The organism is Paenibacillus sp. FSL R7-269 (genome assembly GCF_000517865.1).
GTDB lineage: Bacteria > Bacillota > Bacilli > Paenibacillales > Paenibacillaceae > Paenibacillus_AQ.
This window is the reverse complement of the sequence record NZ_ASPS01000148.1, coordinates 42,741-58,800: the sequence shown is the minus strand read 5'-3', so window position 1 is coordinate 58,800 and position 16,060 is coordinate 42,741. Positions and strand designations below refer to the sequence as shown.

13 protein-coding genes are annotated in these 16,060 nt (G+C 57.0%); 9 read left to right on the top strand and 4 right to left on the bottom strand.

The genetic code is table 11. The annotated features are described in order from the left end of the window. Nucleotides 1-26: 26 nt before the first annotated feature. Nucleotides 27-1,010: a zinc dependent phospholipase C family protein gene (locus C162_RS33890; RefSeq protein WP_036702487.1), complete on the bottom strand. Its 984-nt coding sequence runs from the start codon at nt 1,008-1,010 to the stop codon at nt 27-29. A gap of 223 nt (nt 1,011-1,233) precedes the next feature. On the opposite strand from C162_RS33890, the gene C162_RS33885 reads away from it, so the two are divergent. Both C162_RS33885 and C162_RS33880 read left to right on the top strand, forming a co-directional pair. Then, a complete protein-coding gene (locus C162_RS33885; protein ID WP_036702485.1) occupies nt 1,234-2,241 on the top strand; it encodes an AraC family transcriptional regulator in 1,008 nt (335 codons plus the stop codon). Nucleotides 2,242-2,388: 147 nt separating this feature from the next. Beyond that, a complete protein-coding gene (locus C162_RS33880; protein ID WP_036702483.1) occupies nt 2,389-3,183 on the top strand; it encodes an SDR family NAD(P)-dependent oxidoreductase in 795 nt (264 codons plus the stop codon). A gap of 86 nt (nt 3,184-3,269) precedes the next feature. Here the strand turns inward: C162_RS33880 and C162_RS33875 are convergent, their stop codons facing one another. Genes C162_RS33875 through C162_RS33865 form a run of 3 tightly spaced genes read right to left on the bottom strand, consistent with a single transcriptional unit; the run spans nt 3,270 to nt 6,321 of the window. Beyond that, nucleotides 3,270-3,749: a GNAT family N-acetyltransferase gene (locus C162_RS33875; RefSeq protein ID WP_036702481.1), complete on the bottom strand. Its 480-nt coding sequence runs from the start codon at nt 3,747-3,749 to the stop codon at nt 3,270-3,272. Continuing rightward, nucleotides 3,749-5,560 carry a family 20 glycosylhydrolase gene (locus tag C162_RS33870; protein ID WP_051494134.1) on the bottom strand — a complete coding sequence of 604 codons (1,812 nt, stop codon included), beginning with the start codon at nt 5,558-5,560 and terminating at the stop codon, nt 3,749-3,751. Before C162_RS33870 ends, C162_RS33875 begins: the two co-directional genes overlap by 1 nt. Next, entirely contained in the window at nt 5,557-6,321 is a 765-nt protein-coding gene (locus tag C162_RS33865; protein ID WP_036702480.1) for a sugar isomerase domain-containing protein, read from the bottom strand. Before C162_RS33865 ends, C162_RS33870 begins: the two co-directional genes overlap by 4 nt. Before the next feature lie 292 nt (nt 6,322-6,613). On the opposite strand from C162_RS33865, the gene C162_RS33860 reads away from it, so the two are divergent. From C162_RS33860 to C162_RS33830, 7 genes are all read left to right on the top strand, one after another. Further along, a complete protein-coding gene (locus C162_RS33860) occupies nt 6,614-7,549 on the top strand; it encodes a carbohydrate ABC transporter permease (RefSeq protein ID WP_036702478.1) in 936 nt (311 codons plus the stop codon). A 67-nt stretch (nt 7,550-7,616) separates the two neighbouring features. Then, on the top strand, nt 7,617-8,405 hold the full coding sequence (locus C162_RS33855) for a carbohydrate ABC transporter permease (RefSeq protein ID WP_051494135.1): 789 nt from the start codon (nt 7,617-7,619) through the stop codon (nt 8,403-8,405). A 63-nt stretch (nt 8,406-8,468) separates the two neighbouring features. Continuing rightward, nucleotides 8,469-9,830: an ABC transporter substrate-binding protein gene (locus C162_RS33850; RefSeq protein ID WP_036702475.1), complete on the top strand. Its 1,362-nt coding sequence runs from the start codon at nt 8,469-8,471 to the stop codon at nt 9,828-9,830. Between the two features lie 124 nt (nt 9,831-9,954). Further along, on the top strand, nt 9,955-11,781 hold the full coding sequence (locus C162_RS33845; RefSeq protein WP_036702473.1) for a cache domain-containing sensor histidine kinase: 1,827 nt from the start codon (nt 9,955-9,957) through the stop codon (nt 11,779-11,781). After that, nucleotides 11,774-13,417: a response regulator transcription factor gene (locus C162_RS33840; RefSeq protein WP_036702469.1), complete on the top strand. Its 1,644-nt coding sequence runs from the start codon at nt 11,774-11,776 to the stop codon at nt 13,415-13,417. Before C162_RS33845 ends, C162_RS33840 begins: the two co-directional genes overlap by 8 nt. Before the next feature lie 101 nt (nt 13,418-13,518). Continuing rightward, nucleotides 13,519-14,298, top strand: coding sequence for a glucosamine-6-phosphate deaminase (locus C162_RS33835; RefSeq protein ID WP_036702467.1), 780 nt, complete (start codon nt 13,519-13,521; stop codon nt 14,296-14,298). Then, entirely contained in the window at nt 14,295-15,467 is a 1,173-nt protein-coding gene (locus C162_RS33830) for an N-acetylglucosamine-6-phosphate deacetylase (RefSeq protein ID WP_063829090.1), read from the top strand. The genes C162_RS33835 and C162_RS33830 overlap by 4 nt, the downstream gene beginning before the upstream one ends. Nucleotides 15,468-16,060 lie beyond the last annotated feature (593 nt).

Below are 16,060 nucleotides of genomic sequence, written 5' to 3'. Positions count from 1 at the left end.
AAATCCTTCCCCCCCCCCCCCCGCCGTCAACTGCCCGGGAGACTTGTCCAGATCGGCTCGGCGTATTGGTTCTGCAGATTCATGCTGCAATCCTTGCCGGTATCGTAGGAGCGGTTGCCCAGCACCTGTGAGAACTGCTCCAGCTTGCACCTTGCCGCAGCGGGGTCCTTGCTCTCCAGCCAATCGGCAAGTGCTCCGAGCACCGTCCGGCCTTCCGCAAGAGCAGCCTCCCATAGCTCCCACACCGATTCTGTGCGGACCTCGGAATAGAGTGCGGGATGCCGCCATTCGGAGTGCCGCTCATTCAGATAATCCAGCAGCTCCTCGCGGGCGGTAAGCTTACGGGAGAACAGCAGGCGTGCCCGTCCCCAGGTGATAGCCTTCTTCCAGCCCTTCGGGTCATACAGGCAGCGCTGGGCCAGCACCATATCGCGGTAAGAGGTCTGCCAGATCTCCTCAGGCAACCGGGCCATCGCTTCCGGGTAATGCTTAAGGGCAGTAGTGTGAAGGATGCGGTGAACCGGACCGGGCAGGCGGGAGCCGGCGTCAATCAGAGACCAAGCCGGGTTCTGCCATGTGTTGAGGTTCCGCCGCCGGTCCATGAACAAGGTGTCCAGATCAATCTCAAACCGCTGATGGTCGCGGTATTGATAGCCCGCTTTCCAGTTAATATAGGGATGGAGATTGCGGTCCAGCAGATGATGGGTGAGGAAGCCGAGGAAGTAGAGCTGTGCCTGATCCCCCTCAGCTCCGCTGAGGTTTCGCGCAGACTCCCAGAAGTCTATAAGTACAGGCCCACAGCTGCGCGAATGCATCAGATCCCCGAGATGCAGCGCCCCCGCATCCTTGCTCCAGGGGAGAAAGCTGTGATACAGCAGGAAATCCGGACCCTGACAGCCAAGATTGTAGAGCTTCTGCTGTTGTTCCAGCAGCTGGAGACACGGAAAACGGCTGCTGAATTCTACGGCCAGCTGCTGACCGAATTCAATATGCATCCAGATATTGGGCATGATTGATCCTCCTACTAATTATGATGGACACCGTACAGCGATGATCTGAATCCATTGTAATCCCTGTAGGGTACAACCAAATAAGAAATATGTGTGAAATTAGGAAGTGTTCTACCCTTGCCGTTCATTAAGATAGACATGATCACAGGCACAAGAGTATTCTTATATGGCCTTAAGACAACCATAACACTGTAATATGCAACTGGCTAAAGGAGGCCCACCTATGAAGTCCCGTCCCTCTGAACGCGTTAAAATGCCTCCGGGATTCTGGACAGGGATAAGCCGCCTGGGGATTGCTGCAACCGACGTAGCCCGCATGGCACAGCTCCCTGTAACCATAACAACAGAAGCCACAGTTACCACTGCCCAATATTTCGCCATCTGGCAGGCGTATTCCGAGCTCGCCGGAGATCTTGCATCAGGCATCACCAGACTTGCGGCCGCCTTTGACACCGCGCAGTATCCGCCCGCCGTATTAGCGACTTATCACGCCCGCGACTATCGCGATGCCTTGCACCGCATGGTCAAGTACAAACAGATGTGTCCGCCCGAAAGCCTGCGGATGGCGGAAGAGAACGGGCAGTGCATCATTGAACTGGAGTGGGGAGATACAGGGCTGCCCGGCCCGCAGGTGCTGGCGGGAATTACGCTGGCTTTTCTCTTGGAGCTGGGAAGAAAGGGGACGGGTCAGCCCTTGAAGGCGCAGGCAGCCGAATTTGTCCACTCCATGGGCGATGAACAAGTGCTCGAAGCTTATTTCGGCTGCGCGATTCAAACAGGCGGCAAGTATAACCGGTTGACGCTGCTGCAAAGCCATCTGGACCTTCCCTTTGTTTCGTATAACGAAGAACTGCTGGAGATCCTTGCTCCCGCACTGGACCGCTCACTCAATGAACAGCTTGGCAGCTTCTCTGTATCCGGGAAGGTCAAGGTGATTATTGCATACTGTCTCGCAGGCGGATGCCCCGACCTCCAGACGGTTGCGAAGGAGCTTGCGATGAGCGGGCGGACCTTACAGCGCCGTCTGACTGACGAGAAGACGACCTTCAAGCAGCTATTGACACAAGTCAGACATGAGCAGGCACAGAAGTTCTTGGCAAATCCTTCGCTTGATCTTAAAGAGGTGGCGTATCTGACCGGGTATGAGGATCAGAACTCTTTCTTCCGTGCCTTCCGCCATTGGGAAGGGGTTACGCCTTCACAGTGGCGTGCGGAACATCTGAATAGTTGAACACCTGAATGCCGCATGTGTTGAGCTGTAACTTTTGGCGTGTCCGGCAAGAAGCTTGGCGCAAGGTGCTAGTTACTGAACGATCCCAACGAGATAATATAATCACTATCCGCAACACAACAAGGAATGAATAAGGAGAAGTGCATTATGGAGATGGGATTACACAATACAACAGCGCTAGTTACAGGATCAACGAAGGGTATAGGAAAAGCTATTGCGATAGAGCTTGCCAAGGAAGGTGTCAACGTACTGGTCAATGGACGGAATAGGGAAGAGGTGGAGCAGACTGTCCGTGAATTGAAGCTGAATTACCCGGCCACCTCTCCTCAGAATGCCACAGCCGATGTTGCCGATTCTGAGCAAAGACAAGCCTTATTCGCCCATTTCCCCAGCGTTGATATTCTGATAAACAGTATGGGCATTTATGAATTGATGCAGTATGAGGAAGTGGACGATGACATCTGGGAGAAATATTTCCGGACGAATGTGCTTGCTGCAAACGGATTAACGAAATTATATTTACCTGGAATGTTGAGCAGGAATTATGGCCGTGTGATCTTCATTGCCAGCGAAGAGGCGGTCATGCCCTCAGGACAAATGCCTCAATATGCGATGACCAAATCCATGCTGCTGTCCTTGTCCAAAAGTATATCTAAAGTGACAGCAGGAACGGAAGTTACAGTGAATACCATCATGCCCGGGCCTACACTCTCAGAAAAGGTTCACCATATCATTGAGGGTATGTATCCTGACGAAAATTTAACTTTTGCAGAAAAAGAACAGAAATTCATGGCGGCTAATCTGCCGCAATCTGAATTACAGCGTTTCATCAAGCCGGTGGAAATCGGCAGGCTGGCTGCCTTTGTATGCAGTCCTTATGCGGCAGCCTTTAGAGGTTCTCCCATCCGTATGGATGGAGGGATGGTGCCGACTATATATTGATGGAGGTGTACATCCTCAACAAAAACAGCGGCACCTGGGACGGTCAAGCCCCGGGGTGCCGCTGTATTGCTGTATCAGGGCCAGATTCAGCCCAGTTTGATCAGGTCACGGAATACCCCGGGAAAAGAGTCAGGGATCGCTATCGCACCGACGGTCTTCTCATAGAAGGCCAGTGCGTCCTCGACCCAGCCAATGACGGCGTAGCCGTAGCCGCTCTGGTGCATGGCGGACAGGCATTCCAGCAGCAGGGCCTTCCCGATGCCCAGCCCCCGGTAATCGTCCAGCACGCCGGTCGGGCCGAAGAAGTTCTTCACTACAACCTCGTGACAGGCGAAGCCGATGACCTCGCCCTGTTTCACGGCGATATAGCAGTGGACGGGCAGGTGGGCGAAGGCTACCTCGCATTCATTCCGCCAGCTCTCCGTGAAATGGCGGCCGACAAAATCCACAATGGCCTGCTTATCTCCGGTCATCGCCCGTTTAATAACAATGCCTTGTCCCCGCAGACGCTCCAGCAGCGCCCCGTTGTCCGGCAGATCGTATAGCTTCACAAGCATATCAGGCATCAAGGTTCCCCCGCTTTCTGTTCTATGATCTCAAGATCGGTCATCATGGCTTGCAGGTTGGCCTCGAATAGTTCAGGCCGGTAGAAGCGAGAGCGGATGAACAGCTCCGACATTTGCGGCACAAGCAGCTCTGCGAGCACGCTCTGCATTCTTAGCTTGGCTCGCCGCAGATCGCCATAGCCGCTCCGGTATTTGTCCCGGAGGAAGGTCATCACTTCCTCGCTGCCCGGCGACATCGCTCCCCGGAAAAGGAAGGTATGCAGCGGTGAGCGGCGCTGCGCCGGAAGCTCGTACTGGATCATGGCATCGATCAGCTCAGCGGTCAAGCAGTTCTTCTTGACCTCGGGCAGAAGCTGCGGAATCAGCGAGTAATAGTCAGTGACCGCATATTCCGCCCAGTCTTCCCCGCTCAGCAGGTCCGCAGGCAAGCCGTGGAACTGGTGCAGGAACCGTGTCAGGAAGGTCCCGGTCTCCGCTCCGGCATTCCAGCTCTGCTCGGCAGCGAAGAAAGCCGGATAACGCGAGGTCTCGAACAATCCGTAGGGGCTGCCTAACGAGAACGGGCAACCCCAGTTCGTATGAATAATGCCCTCCAGCTGCTCGGTGCGGGCGAGCTGAATCCAGTCCTGCACATTCTTGATCCGGTTATGGATGACCGGATAATTCTGATCGCCGTTATCGTCCCAGCAGCGGACAGAGGAAGCGCCCAGGGTCTGGATGCCCGCATCCCGCAGCTTGTGGAGAATCTGACGGGCATCCGCCTTCATCCGGTGCCCGCCATAGATCCAGACGACCACGATCACACGCTTGTCAAGCGCCGCAATCTCCTCTGCTGTAGCCTGCATGATCATATCATGCCAGATCATCGGCTGTTTGCCGAGGCTGAGCGTCTTCTCCGCCAATTGATTGACGAAGCGGATGAACGAAGCCTCCGGGGTAAGCCCGGAGCGCTTGCAGTCCTCGCATGTGCCAAGGGTCCAGACCTCGTCACAGCCGAGGTGAAGATAGCGGCTGTGCGGATGAAGAGCTGCCACCTCTTCCAGAATCCCGGCCATCATCCCGAAGGAGCCGTTGCGGTGCGGGCACAGCTCCGACACGGTCTCCGGGACCTCGCGCAGACCGATATAGGCCGGATGCTTCAGAATGTATTCCAGATGCCCGAAGGACTGCTGCTTCGGAATGACGGTAATGAAGTGGTCGTGTGCCGTCCTGAGCAGTCGCCGGTGTTCTTCCTCCGTGAAGGCAAGCTCAGGATGGCGCAGGAAGGCCAGCTTACGGAAGGGCAGCTTGTCCTCATATTCGATAATCAGCGTATTGATCTTATAATCGGCCAGCTCTGCGATATACTCCAGCAGATGCTCATAGGTCGGATAGACGGTACGCAGATCCAGATAATCGCTGCGCAGCCGCAGCTCGGCCCAGTCGGCAACCGTCACCGCAGGTACGGTACCGCCGCCGCTCCCCAGCAGCTGTTCCAGTGTCTTCAGCCCATAGAAGAGGCCGGAGGCGCTAAGCGCATACAGCTCGATCCGGTCCTTATCGGTAATCAGCACGTAGCTGTCATGTCTGCCCTCGACCCGCCGGGCCAGCAGCGGGTTGAGCGGGGTACCCTCCGTGACCAGGGCGAATACACCGCTGCCGCCCTGAGCAGCATGTACTGTTACCCCGGCGAATATCCGTTCAGCCGCCACCACTAGCCGGACATCCTCCCCGGGGCTCCATAACTGCACCGCCCAGCCGTGAAGCCCGGTGACCGGCTCCGGTCCACGGCTCTGCACCACCTGAGGGGCTGGAATCAGCTGCAGGCTCATAGCCAGCGTACCCGGCCTTTGAAGCGCTCAATGAAGCGGTTATTCCACTCGTCCCCGCCCGGGGCGTTGCCGCTGCGCCAGACCGGCACCTCGATCCCTTTTGCCCCGAGGCAGGCGGCAGTGGTCATCATCAGGGAATTCAGCAGAAAAGCGTTAGCGAAGGTAGAGGTGGAGCCCATCTTCGGCTGGGTGCCGTCAATGTGAAGCGCAGCGTCACCGGGCTTGACCTTACTGTCCAGAACATAATCGCAGAGTGCGTAGAGATTCTGTCCCGAGGGGTGGCGGGCGATATGATTCGCTGGCGTAGCCTCGGCATGGCCCACGGAGGTCACCGCAATAGTGATCACGCCCCGGCGGCGTGCTTCCAGAGCGGCATCGACACAGACTGTGTTGATCCCGTAAGCATTGGCGATGATCAGAATGTCTCCTTGTCCGAGCCGGTTGTCTTCGATCACCAATGTGCCATAGCCGGGAGTGCGTTCAACCGCCATGGAGCGCAGGGCACCATTCGAGATCATCGTGCCTTCATCTAAAATAGCGCTGATATGCATCAGTCCGCCGGCACGGAAGAAGACCTCGGTAGCATTCATATTGGAGTGTCCCCCGGGTCCGTAGAGATAGATCAGCCTGTCCTCCGCAATATGCCCGGCGAGCAGCTCCGCCACCTCCAGCAGCTTGTCCCGCGGCTCACTCCGTATCTCATTCAGCAGTTCGACAATAGTATCCATATAAGCGGACATAATATCTGACTTCACGTTCATCACTATCCCTCCTAAAAGATTTGTAAGCATAAGCCCCCTGGGTCTCTTCGCCAAACTGGCTTCGAAAGCATACACTTTAAGTTTTGTAAGCCTAAGCTGGTGCTTGCCTAGAAGATAACAAACCGGACTACCTCAGTAAATCAACTATTTTGCGCAATTCCGGACCGTTTTTGACTGATTGATGCAGGGTCAGGTAAAAATTTTTCCGAACGGGTCAGGATCGTGGCTTATGCCTATTGCCTTACCTTTCTATAATGAGAGATAAGATCACGCAAGAGGGGGGACAGAGCCATTGAAGACGTCAGTTACTTTACCGCAGTCCCGTGAGAAACCTACCGCCGGCAGCAGAAAAAGAAAACGGCTGGAAGCCGGGATGGGTTACCTGTTCACCGGTCCCATGCTGCTGGGTGTGCTCGTATTTACGCTAATTCCTATGATATTCTCCTTCGTGCTCAGCTTCACCAAATGGTCATTTGTCACCGGGTTCGACAAGATACGTTTCAATGGCTTTGATAACTTCCGCCAGCTGATGCAGGATGAGGTGTTTCTGAAGTCGCTGGGCAATAACTTCATAATGCTGCTTGCCGTACCGGCCGGAATGGGGATCGCGCTGATTCTGGCGGTGATTATCACCAGTCATGTGTACGCGCCGGGTGCTTTTAAAGTCATCTACTTCATGCCTCAGATTTCCAGTGTCGTCGCGGTAGCGGTCGTGTGGCAGGTGCTCTTCCATCCTTCGTACGGTCCGGTTAACGGCTTCCTGTCAGCGCTCGGCGTGGACCATCCGCCCAAATGGCTGGCCGATCCGACCTACGCGCTTCCTTCGGTCATGCTGCTGATGATCTGGATCGATCTTGGGGTCTCGCTGATTATCTATATCGCCGGAATCAAGAATATTCCTGCCGATCTGTATGAAGCGGCGACGATTGACGGCGCCTCGAAGCTGGCCCAGTTCCGCTCAATTACTTTTCCGCTGCTGACGCCGACCACCTTCTTCCTGCTGGTGACCGGGATTATCGGCAATTTCAAATCCTTCGCTCTGGTCAAGGTGCTGACGGACGGCGGACCGGCCCATTCCACCTCTGTTGTCGTATATGACATGTACCAGACGGCTTTCGTCGATCTTCAGACCGGGTATGCTTCATCCATGGTTATGATTCTGTTCGTCATCGTGCTGGCCATTACCGGCTTGCAGTGGCTGGGGCAGCGCTATTGGGTCAATTACTAGAGAAGGGAGGCGCACACCTGTGAGAATAGGCAATCTGGATTGGGGAAAAGCCATCATCACCCTGATCATGGCGCTGCTGGGGATCGTGTTTTTGCTTCCTTTTATATGGATGCTGTCTGCTTCGCTTAAGCCGGAGGCCGATGTCTTCAAGTATCCGATTGAATGGATTCCGCAGACCCTGCGGGCGTCCTTCAACTATCATTCCGTCTGGTTCGGCAAAGCCAACTTCACGCTCTATTACTGGAACTCAATCAAGGTCACGGCGCTCACCACGCTCCTGTCTGTGGGAGTGTCCAGCATGGCCGCCTACGGCTTCACCAAAATCCGCTTCCCCGGCAGAAATGCACTGTTCGTACTGGTGCTGGCAACCTATATGATTCCTGCGGAAGCCACACTGGTGCCGCTGTTCATCATCTTCCGTTCCACGGGCCTGTACGATACGCATCTGGGCCTGATCCTGCTGGGCGGGTTCAGCGTGCTGGGCACCTTCCTGCTCCGCCAGTTCTTCGCTTCGCTCTCGAACGAATATATCGAATCGGCACAGATTGACGGTGCGGGCCATCTGCGCATCTTCACCTTCATTCTGTTCCCGCTGGTCCGGCCCGCGATTGCCACGTATGCGATTCTGCGGTTTATCTGGACCTGGAATGATTTTCAGACGCCGCTGGTCTTCCTGAACAGTAAGACGCTCTACACGCTACAGCTTGGGATGAACGCCTTCGCCGACCGCAACGGCGCCTTCTATTCGCTGATTATGGCGGCTTCGGTCTCGGCTATTGTCCCGCTGCTGATTGTGTTCATCCTTGGGCAGAAGCAGGTTATCGAAGGTATTTCCTTAGGGGGGGTGAAGGGGTGAGGGCGGGCAGATTCCCGGAAACTGCATAACCGGGTGTAAACCACATTAGAAGGGGTGTTATTGATGAAAAAGAATGTGTTCGCTCTGGTATGGATCGTCGTGCTTCTGGTAGCCCTGGCGGGCTGCGGCAATTCAAACAACACCAATGGCGCAGCTCCCGCTGCTGGCAGTACGGCTGCACCGGAGGCAGGGGAAAGTGCCGCACCTTCCACAGAACCGGTAACGATTAAGGTGGCCAACTGGTCCCCTGCGGCGGATATGGAGCCTGTGCTGAAGGCCTATGAGGATTCACATCCGGGCGTCACCCTGGAATATGTCGAGCTTGCCGACAACGGGGACTCTGTGGCTGGCATGAAAAAGCTGGATCTGCTCGTGGCTTCCGGCGAGAACCTGGATGTGGTGTTCATGCCCGGAGCCACCGACTATTCACAGCGTGCCGGACTTGGCCTGCTGGCTCCGCTGAATGACCTGATCACCAAGGAAGGGATCACGCTGGCTGATGAATACACGATTGATCCATCCGTGGACGGCAAGGTGTATGCACTCCCGGATACGCTTGAGAATTATTTCGTCCTCTTGAACAAGGACAAGCTGGATGCGGCAGGGTTAGCCGTTCCGACGGAATGGAGCTGGGACGACTATCTCGATTATGCAGCCAAACTGACCAGCGGCACTGGCCCCTCCAAGACCTTCGGCACCTATTTCCATACCTGGGCCATGTACTGGGAGCTCGGAATCATCAACCAGGAGAAGGACAATAATCTGGTCAATAACGGTATCGTAAATATTGACAGCGCGGGCATCCGCAAGTCTCTGGAGCTGCGCAATAAGGCTGAGGAATCCGGAGTGGCCGTACCGTATGCCGATACGATCTCCCAGAAGCTCGCATACCGCTCAGAATTCTTCACCGGACATGCCGCGATGATCGTGACCGGCAATTGGATGATCGGTGAAGCCGGCGGGTCGGAGGAGTTCCCGGCTACGTTCACCACCGCGTTCGCGCCGATGCCTTCGAACAGTGCAGGAGAACCGAGCGGGGTCAGTATTGCTAACGGCAACTACGTTGGAATTCTGGAAAAGTCGAAGCATCAGCAGGAAGCGTATGATTTCATCCGCTGGTACTCCACGGAGGGCGAGCAGATGCAGAATGTATACTCCGCCTGGAAGAAGCAGGATGTGGACCAGTTCATTGCAGGCGTCAAAACCAAGGCCATGAGCCCGGACAACATTGACGAAACCTCACTGGCCTATGTGATCAAGAATGCGAAGCCTGCTCCCTTAAGTGTGCCGCCGACCTACCAGGGCGAGCTGGAAACGGCCTTTACCAAAGAGACCGAGCTGTTCATCCTGAAGCAGCAGGATCTGGAGACTACGATCAGCAAAGCGCAGGCGGAGCTGCAGAAGATTGTGGATGCCAATAAGTAAAAATTGGCAGGGCTAAACGGCCGGATTTTACCTGAAATCCTGCGGTGAAATCAGCTGCTTGAGGCGGAAAGCTGATATGATAGAAGCATAGACACGATAGTCTGATTGTGAAGGGGGATGGCCATTGCTGCTAAGAGGATGGAGACTCGGTTTTCGCAATAAGCTGCTCGTCGCTTCCCTGCTCTGTCTGCTGCTTCCCGCCTCTATTACCCTGTATATTTCCAATTCCTACACAGAGCATATCCTCCGTTCCCAGGTGATTCAGAATGAACGCCGTTCGCTGGAGCAGGAGAGCCTGTACATCTCGAACCTCTTCAGCAATATGGTGCTGGTGGCGAATTATATCCAGTTCGATCCCGGCATCACACTTATTCTCAAAGAAAACTGGCAGCGCAGCAAGCTGCACCAGCCTGATACAGCCAGGCATATCCTGGATTTCAAAGAGGTGACCGACAAGCTGGTCAGCGTGACCTCCATGATGGAAAAAACGTTCGTGACCGTCCTCACCTCGGACGGGCAATACTACTCCAATTATTCCTACGCCAAGCTCGATGTCGGGGCACTGCTCCAGCAGCCCTGGATGGATACCGCCCGCAAGCAGCCTGCCTTCGAGCTGTACTGGGCAGGCGTAATTGATAACTATATCCCGACCGCAGCAGCCGGCAGCCCGCAGGTGCTTACGATTGCCCGCAATCTCAAGCTGTCCTCCAGTTCAACCTACGCTACGGTAATCATCAGTATCGCCGAGAGCCGGATCAGCCAGATCTTGAGTGATAGCGGGAAGGGACAGCAGACCCTGCTGATTGCGCCGGACGGAACGGTGATTGCCGCCCGGGACAAGTCCCTGCTGGGCCGGCCGTTCTCACTTATGGATGCCGTGAAGCCCGCCGCCGCTTCCAGCTTCATCGATTACCGGGGGGAGCAGTATCTGCTCAGCAGTCTGGAGATCCCTTACGGCAATTACCGGATTGTCAGCCTGTCGCCTTACCGTGAGGCGGTCAGCCGGATCAGCGCGACCCACCGCTGGAGTACGGCGGTGCAGGTGGTGTCGGGCGCTTTTTTCCTGCTGATCCTGGTGCTGCTGGTCAGGCAGTTCACGAAGCCGGTTATCCGGCTCGATCAGGTGGCGGCGCGGGTGGACCGGGGGGAGCTCGGCCTCCGTTCGGGAGTCCGGGGCTATGATGAGATCGGGCGGCTGGGCAAATCCTTCGATCATATGCTGGACCGGGTAGAAGGGATGGTACTTCAGATCAAGGAAGAGCAGGCACAGAAGCGCAAGGCGGAGCTGGCGATGCTGCAATCGCAGATTAATCCCCACTTCCTGTTCAATATCCTGAACTCGATCCGCTTGCGCATTATGATGCGGGGAGATGAGGAGAATGCGGAACTGCTCTTCTCGCTCTCCCGGCTGCTGCGTATGACGATTCAACAGCGGGATGAATACACTACGCTGCATGATGAGCTGTATATTGTCAGGAGCTATGTGGAGCTGCTGAATTTCCGCCAGTCCGAGGAGGTGGCGCTGGATACTGATTGTACCTCCGAGAGCCTCAGTGTCCGTATCCCCCGCTTCCTGCTTCAGCCTGTCATTGAGAATGCCTATATTCATGGGCTGCGCCAAGGGGGCGGGCGTATTCTGATCCGAACCTGGACGCAGGATCACCGGCTGTTCATTGAGATAGAAGACAACGGTCAGGGGATGGATGAGGTCACTCTGAGCCGCCTGTGCGCCGGGCTAAGCTCCAAGCCGCCGGGCAAGGAAGCGATGCCGCCTGGCAGGCTGGCCCACATCGGAATGTCCAATGTCTATGAACGTCTGCATCTGACTTACGGTTCAGCCTTCCAGATTACGATGGACAGCAGGCCCGGCGAGGGGACAACCTTCCGGTTCGTGCTGCCCGTGCAGATTCCGGATCAGGCTGAGGAAAGGGAGCGTGGTAGGGATGTATAGCGTAATGCTGGTGGATGATGATCAGCCGGTATTGGATTTTCTGTCGGCAATGATTCCCTGGGACGAGCTTGGATTCACGCTGCATTCGGCCTGCAAGAACGGTCTGGTCGCTCTGGAGAAGGCCGGGGCGGACATGCCGGATATTGTGATTACAGACATTGGCATGCCGTATATGGATGGTCTGGAGCTGATCCGCGAGCTGAAGATGCGAAGCGGGGAGGTGCGCGTGGTTGTGCTGTCCTGCATGGATGACTTCACCTATGCGCAGCAGGCGGTCAAGCTGATGGTGAGCGACTATATTCTGAAGGAGACGATGAGCCGAGAGCTGATCATCACCCTGCTCCGGGAGCTGGGCGGGGAGCTGCGCCGCAGGGACGAGGAGAAGGCCCAGACGCTGAAATGGAAAAGCATGGCCGAGCATCAAAAGGGGCTGCTGAAGCAACGGGTACTGGAACGGATCATTGCCCGGGAGCTGCCAGGCAGCGAGTGGCAGAGTGACGCTGCCGAGCTGGGCCTTAAGCCTGAGCTCACAGCTCATGTGGCTGTGCTCTGCCGGATTAGCGGAGACAGCGGGGATTCTGCGGGGGAGGAGCCTAGGCGGATGGCCTTGGCGGCATCGGCGGCTGAGTCGGTGTATCAGGACAATACTGCTGTCCTATGCCTGCCCTACAGCGGCCGTGATTGTGTACTGGTGTTCACCGGCGGTATGGGGAACGGGGCAGAGGCCGGACACATCTCTATGCTGGGCAGGCTGCGTTCAGCCATTCAAGCCGTGCCGGGGGTAAGGGCTTCCTTTCAATACCTGTGTATCCCTGCGGGCAGCGGGCATTTCCGCGAGGGGCTGATTGAGCTGCTAACCCAAGGCCGGGAGTATGCCTTCTACTTGAAGCCGGGCGAGCTAACGGGACTGAAGGAGCTTCCGCCGTTCACAGAGGAGGACCTGTTCACCCGTTACGCCGAAGCTGCGCACGAGATCCGCGAAGCCTTCCTGGAGGAATCCGCGGACAGGCTTGCGAAGCTGCTGGCCCAATGGATGGACCACATCCGTCTGAAGCGTTATGCCCCGCGCCAGGTGAAGGAATGGACGCTCAAGCTGCTCTACGACAATCAGATGCGGCTGATGGCGCGCCAGCAGTTCCAGTCTACTTTTTCGCTGGAGCTGCTGCATGATACCCTGGCGGACATTGACGATATCGGCACGTTGGAGAGCTGGTCCCTGGCCTTCTTCTACGAACGGCTTCCTTATATCCGCGAGATGTACCAGGAGACCCGGCGGGAGGAGATTAAGAAGGTGAAGCAATATGTAGACCGCCATCTGAACCGGAAGATCACCCTGGAGGAGGTGGCGGAATATACGCATTTGAATTCGAGCTATTTCAGCCGCCTGTTCAAGAAGGAGACCGGAATGAGCTTCATCCACTACGTTACCCATATCAAAATGGAGCAGGCCAAGGAATGGCTGGACCAATCTCCGCAAAGCGTGGAACAGGTTGCCGAGCGGCTCGGGTATGAGAATAAGAGCTATTTCACGAAGCTGTTCAAGCTGCATACCGGTGCTACGCCCGGAGAATTCCGGGGAGAGGAAGGCAGCCGTTCCGCACAACCCCCTGAAGCAAGGAGGCATTACCCATGCTGACGATCAAACCGATTCATACAACCCTCTGAAGTAAGGAGGCATTACCCATGCTGACGATCAAACCGATTCACACAACCCCCTGAAGCAAGGAGGCACTACCCATGCTGACGATCAAACCGATTCACACCGAGCTGTCGGGTGCTATGCTTGTCCGTGTATACAAAAACCGTGCACAGCTTGGAGCTGCTGCCGGGCGTGAGGCGGCGGCAGCCATCCGGGCGCTGCTGGCCTCCAAAGCGCAGGTGCGGATCGTCTTCGCCGCCGCCCCTTCGCAGAACGAATTCCTTGCTGAGCTTGCCACTGCGAAGGAGCTGGACTGGAGCCGCATTACCGCATTCCATATGGATGAATATACCGGCCTGCCGGCAGGCTCACCGCAGAGCTTCGGCCGCTTCCTCCGGGAGGCGCTGTTCGACAAGGTCCGGCCGGGAACGGTTCATTATCTGAGTCCTGCCGCAGGTAGCGAAGCGGAATGCAGGCGTTACGGGCGGCTGCTGGCAGAAGCGCCTATCGATATAGTCTGCCTTGGCATCGGGGAGAACGGCCACTTGGCGTTCAATGATCCGCCGGTAGCCGATTTCGCTGATCCGCTTCCTGTGAAGCTGGTGGTCTTGGATGATATCTGCCGGAGGCAGCAGGTGAATGACGGGTGTTTTGCCAGTCTGGAGGAAGTGCCGCAGCAGGCCTTGACGCTTACGATACCGGTGCTACTGTCCGCGCAATGGCTGTTCTGCATGGTGCCGGGCGCTTCCAAGCGCGGTGCGGTGACCCGGACGCTGCATGAATCCGTCTCTACGGCATGTCCGTCCACCATCTTGCGGGGGCATGGGGACTGCCGGATGTTCCTGGATACCGACTCGTTCGGGGCAGTCTTCTCATGAAGCTGGAGGCGCTGCATTACCGGACGGGCGAGCCGGTCCGGCTTACGGTGGAGGAGGGCTTAATTGCTGCTATCGAACCGCTGGAGACCCGGCTGACGCTGGAGGAACAGGCAGAGCTGCCGCTGGTGGCTCCGGGGCTTGTCGATCTGCAGATCAACGGTTATGGCGGACATGATTTCAATCATCCGGCACTGACTGCAGAGGATGTCAAGAAGGCAGTCCGCGCGGTATGGCGGGAAGGTGTGACCGCCTGTTACCCTACGGTGATTACCGGCGCGCCGTATACCATCCTGGGGGCGATGCGGGCTATTGCCCGGGCCTGTGACGAGGATGCAGCCAGCGCGGCGATCATTAAGGGCATCCATCTGGAGGGCCCGTTCCTCTCGCCGGAGGACGGTCCGCGCGGGGCGCATGCCCTGGAGCATATCCGGCCGCCGGACACGGCCCTGCTCGATCAGTGGCAGGCGGCCTCTGGCGGGCGCCTCGCCATCGTGACGCTGTCCCCCGAGTGGGAGGGGAGCGCAGAGTTCATCCGCCACTGCGTCCGGCAGGGGATCACCGTCTCCATCGGGCATACGTCAGCGGATGCCGCGCAGATTGCCGGGGCGGTAGCCGCCGGAGCGCGGCTGTCCACGCATCTGGGCAATGGCGCGCATGCTATGCTGCCGCGCCATCCGAACTACCTGTGGACCCAGCTCGCGGAGGACGGGCTGTGGTGCACATTGATCGCCGACGGCTTCCACCTCCCGGAGGAGGTGCTGAAGGTGGCGATGAAGGTCAAGGGCCAGCGGGCACTGCTGGTCAGCGATGCCGTTGCCCTTGCCGGGCTGGCGCCCGGCAGCTACGACACGCCAGTCGGCGGCCGTGTCGTGCTGACCCCGGCGGGCCGGCTGCATCTCGCCGGCGAGCCCGGGCTGCTGGCGGGCTCGGCGCAGATGCTGCTGCGCCACATCGCGCGCCTCAGCGCCGCGGGCCTGGCCGCGCTGCCGGACGCTTGGGACATGGCGTCCGTGCGCCCGGCAGGCTTCATGGCCCTGCCTGCGGCGGCGGGCCTGGCGGCCGGGGCACCGGCCGATCTGGCGCTGATCCGCCGGACCGGGCCGGGCGGTGCCGGGATTGCGCTGGCAGCGCTGTGCCAGGCCGGCGGCTGGGTGTACCGCCGGGACTGAGAGGCGCGGCGGTAAGGTGTGGGCAGGCCTCCGGTTACGGGGGCCTGTTATGATATGTAAGTGAATCGCTCAAATTGAGCGATTATAGAGAGCGGGAGCGGCAGGTGCTGGGCGAGGGTATGGTTAGGGTATGAGCATGGGCAGGGGCATGAGTACGAGTACGAGTATGGCTGTTGCGCCAGCGTCAGCACCACGCCAGTAACATTAATAGTAAATGTATTCGGTTTTCTGAATACACCCGCACTAGCATCCGCAATACGTCCGCACTAGCGTCAACGTCTGCGCCAGCACCTGGACCACAAGCTGCATCACATCAGCATCAATATATGTGTACTGAATTAGCCTCATCGTCTGCATCAGCCCCTGCCGCAGGGAACAGTTGGATTTTAAACACTCGTTCAGGAACGGAAGGGGACACAGCGAGTCGTAGTTGGAAAAAAGGCACTTAATATGCTGGCATCAGAGCCATAGAGGGAGTTTGCACAATAATAAATGACATAAATCCAATTAAATTCTGCAAACGCTCCAAAGGACCCAGAATAGGATACGTTTTTCCAACTAATATGCATTATGTAATCTCCATCATGCAGAGC

Coding starts and splice junctions, on each gene's coding strand:
- C162_RS33835 (WP_036702467.1), top strand. CDS start 13,519: ATGCTGACGATCAAACCGATTCACACCGAGCTGTCGGGTGCTATGCTT.
- C162_RS33830 (WP_063829090.1), top strand. CDS start 14,295: ATGAAGCTGGAGGCGCTGCATTACCGGACGGGCGAGCCGGTCCGGCTT.
- C162_RS33890 (WP_036702487.1), bottom strand. CDS start 1,010: ATGCCCAATATCTGGATGCATATTGAATTCGGTCAGCAGCTGGCCGTA.
- C162_RS33870 (WP_051494134.1), bottom strand. CDS start 5,560: ATGAGCCTGCAGCTGATTCCAGCCCCTCAGGTGGTGCAGAGCCGTGGA.
- C162_RS33840 (WP_036702469.1), top strand. CDS start 11,774: ATGTATAGCGTAATGCTGGTGGATGATGATCAGCCGGTATTGGATTTT.
- C162_RS33875 (WP_036702481.1), bottom strand. CDS start 3,749: ATGCCTGATATGCTTGTGAAGCTATACGATCTGCCGGACAACGGGGCG.
- C162_RS33885 (WP_036702485.1), top strand. CDS start 1,234: ATGAAGTCCCGTCCCTCTGAACGCGTTAAAATGCCTCCGGGATTCTGG.
- C162_RS33855 (WP_051494135.1), top strand. CDS start 7,617: ATGGCGCTGCTGGGGATCGTGTTTTTGCTTCCTTTTATATGGATGCTG.
- C162_RS33880 (WP_036702483.1), top strand. CDS start 2,389: ATGGAGATGGGATTACACAATACAACAGCGCTAGTTACAGGATCAACG.
- C162_RS33850 (WP_036702475.1), top strand. CDS start 8,469: ATGAAAAAGAATGTGTTCGCTCTGGTATGGATCGTCGTGCTTCTGGTA.
- C162_RS33865 (WP_036702480.1), bottom strand. CDS start 6,321: ATGAACGTGAAGTCAGATATTATGTCCGCTTATATGGATACTATTGTC.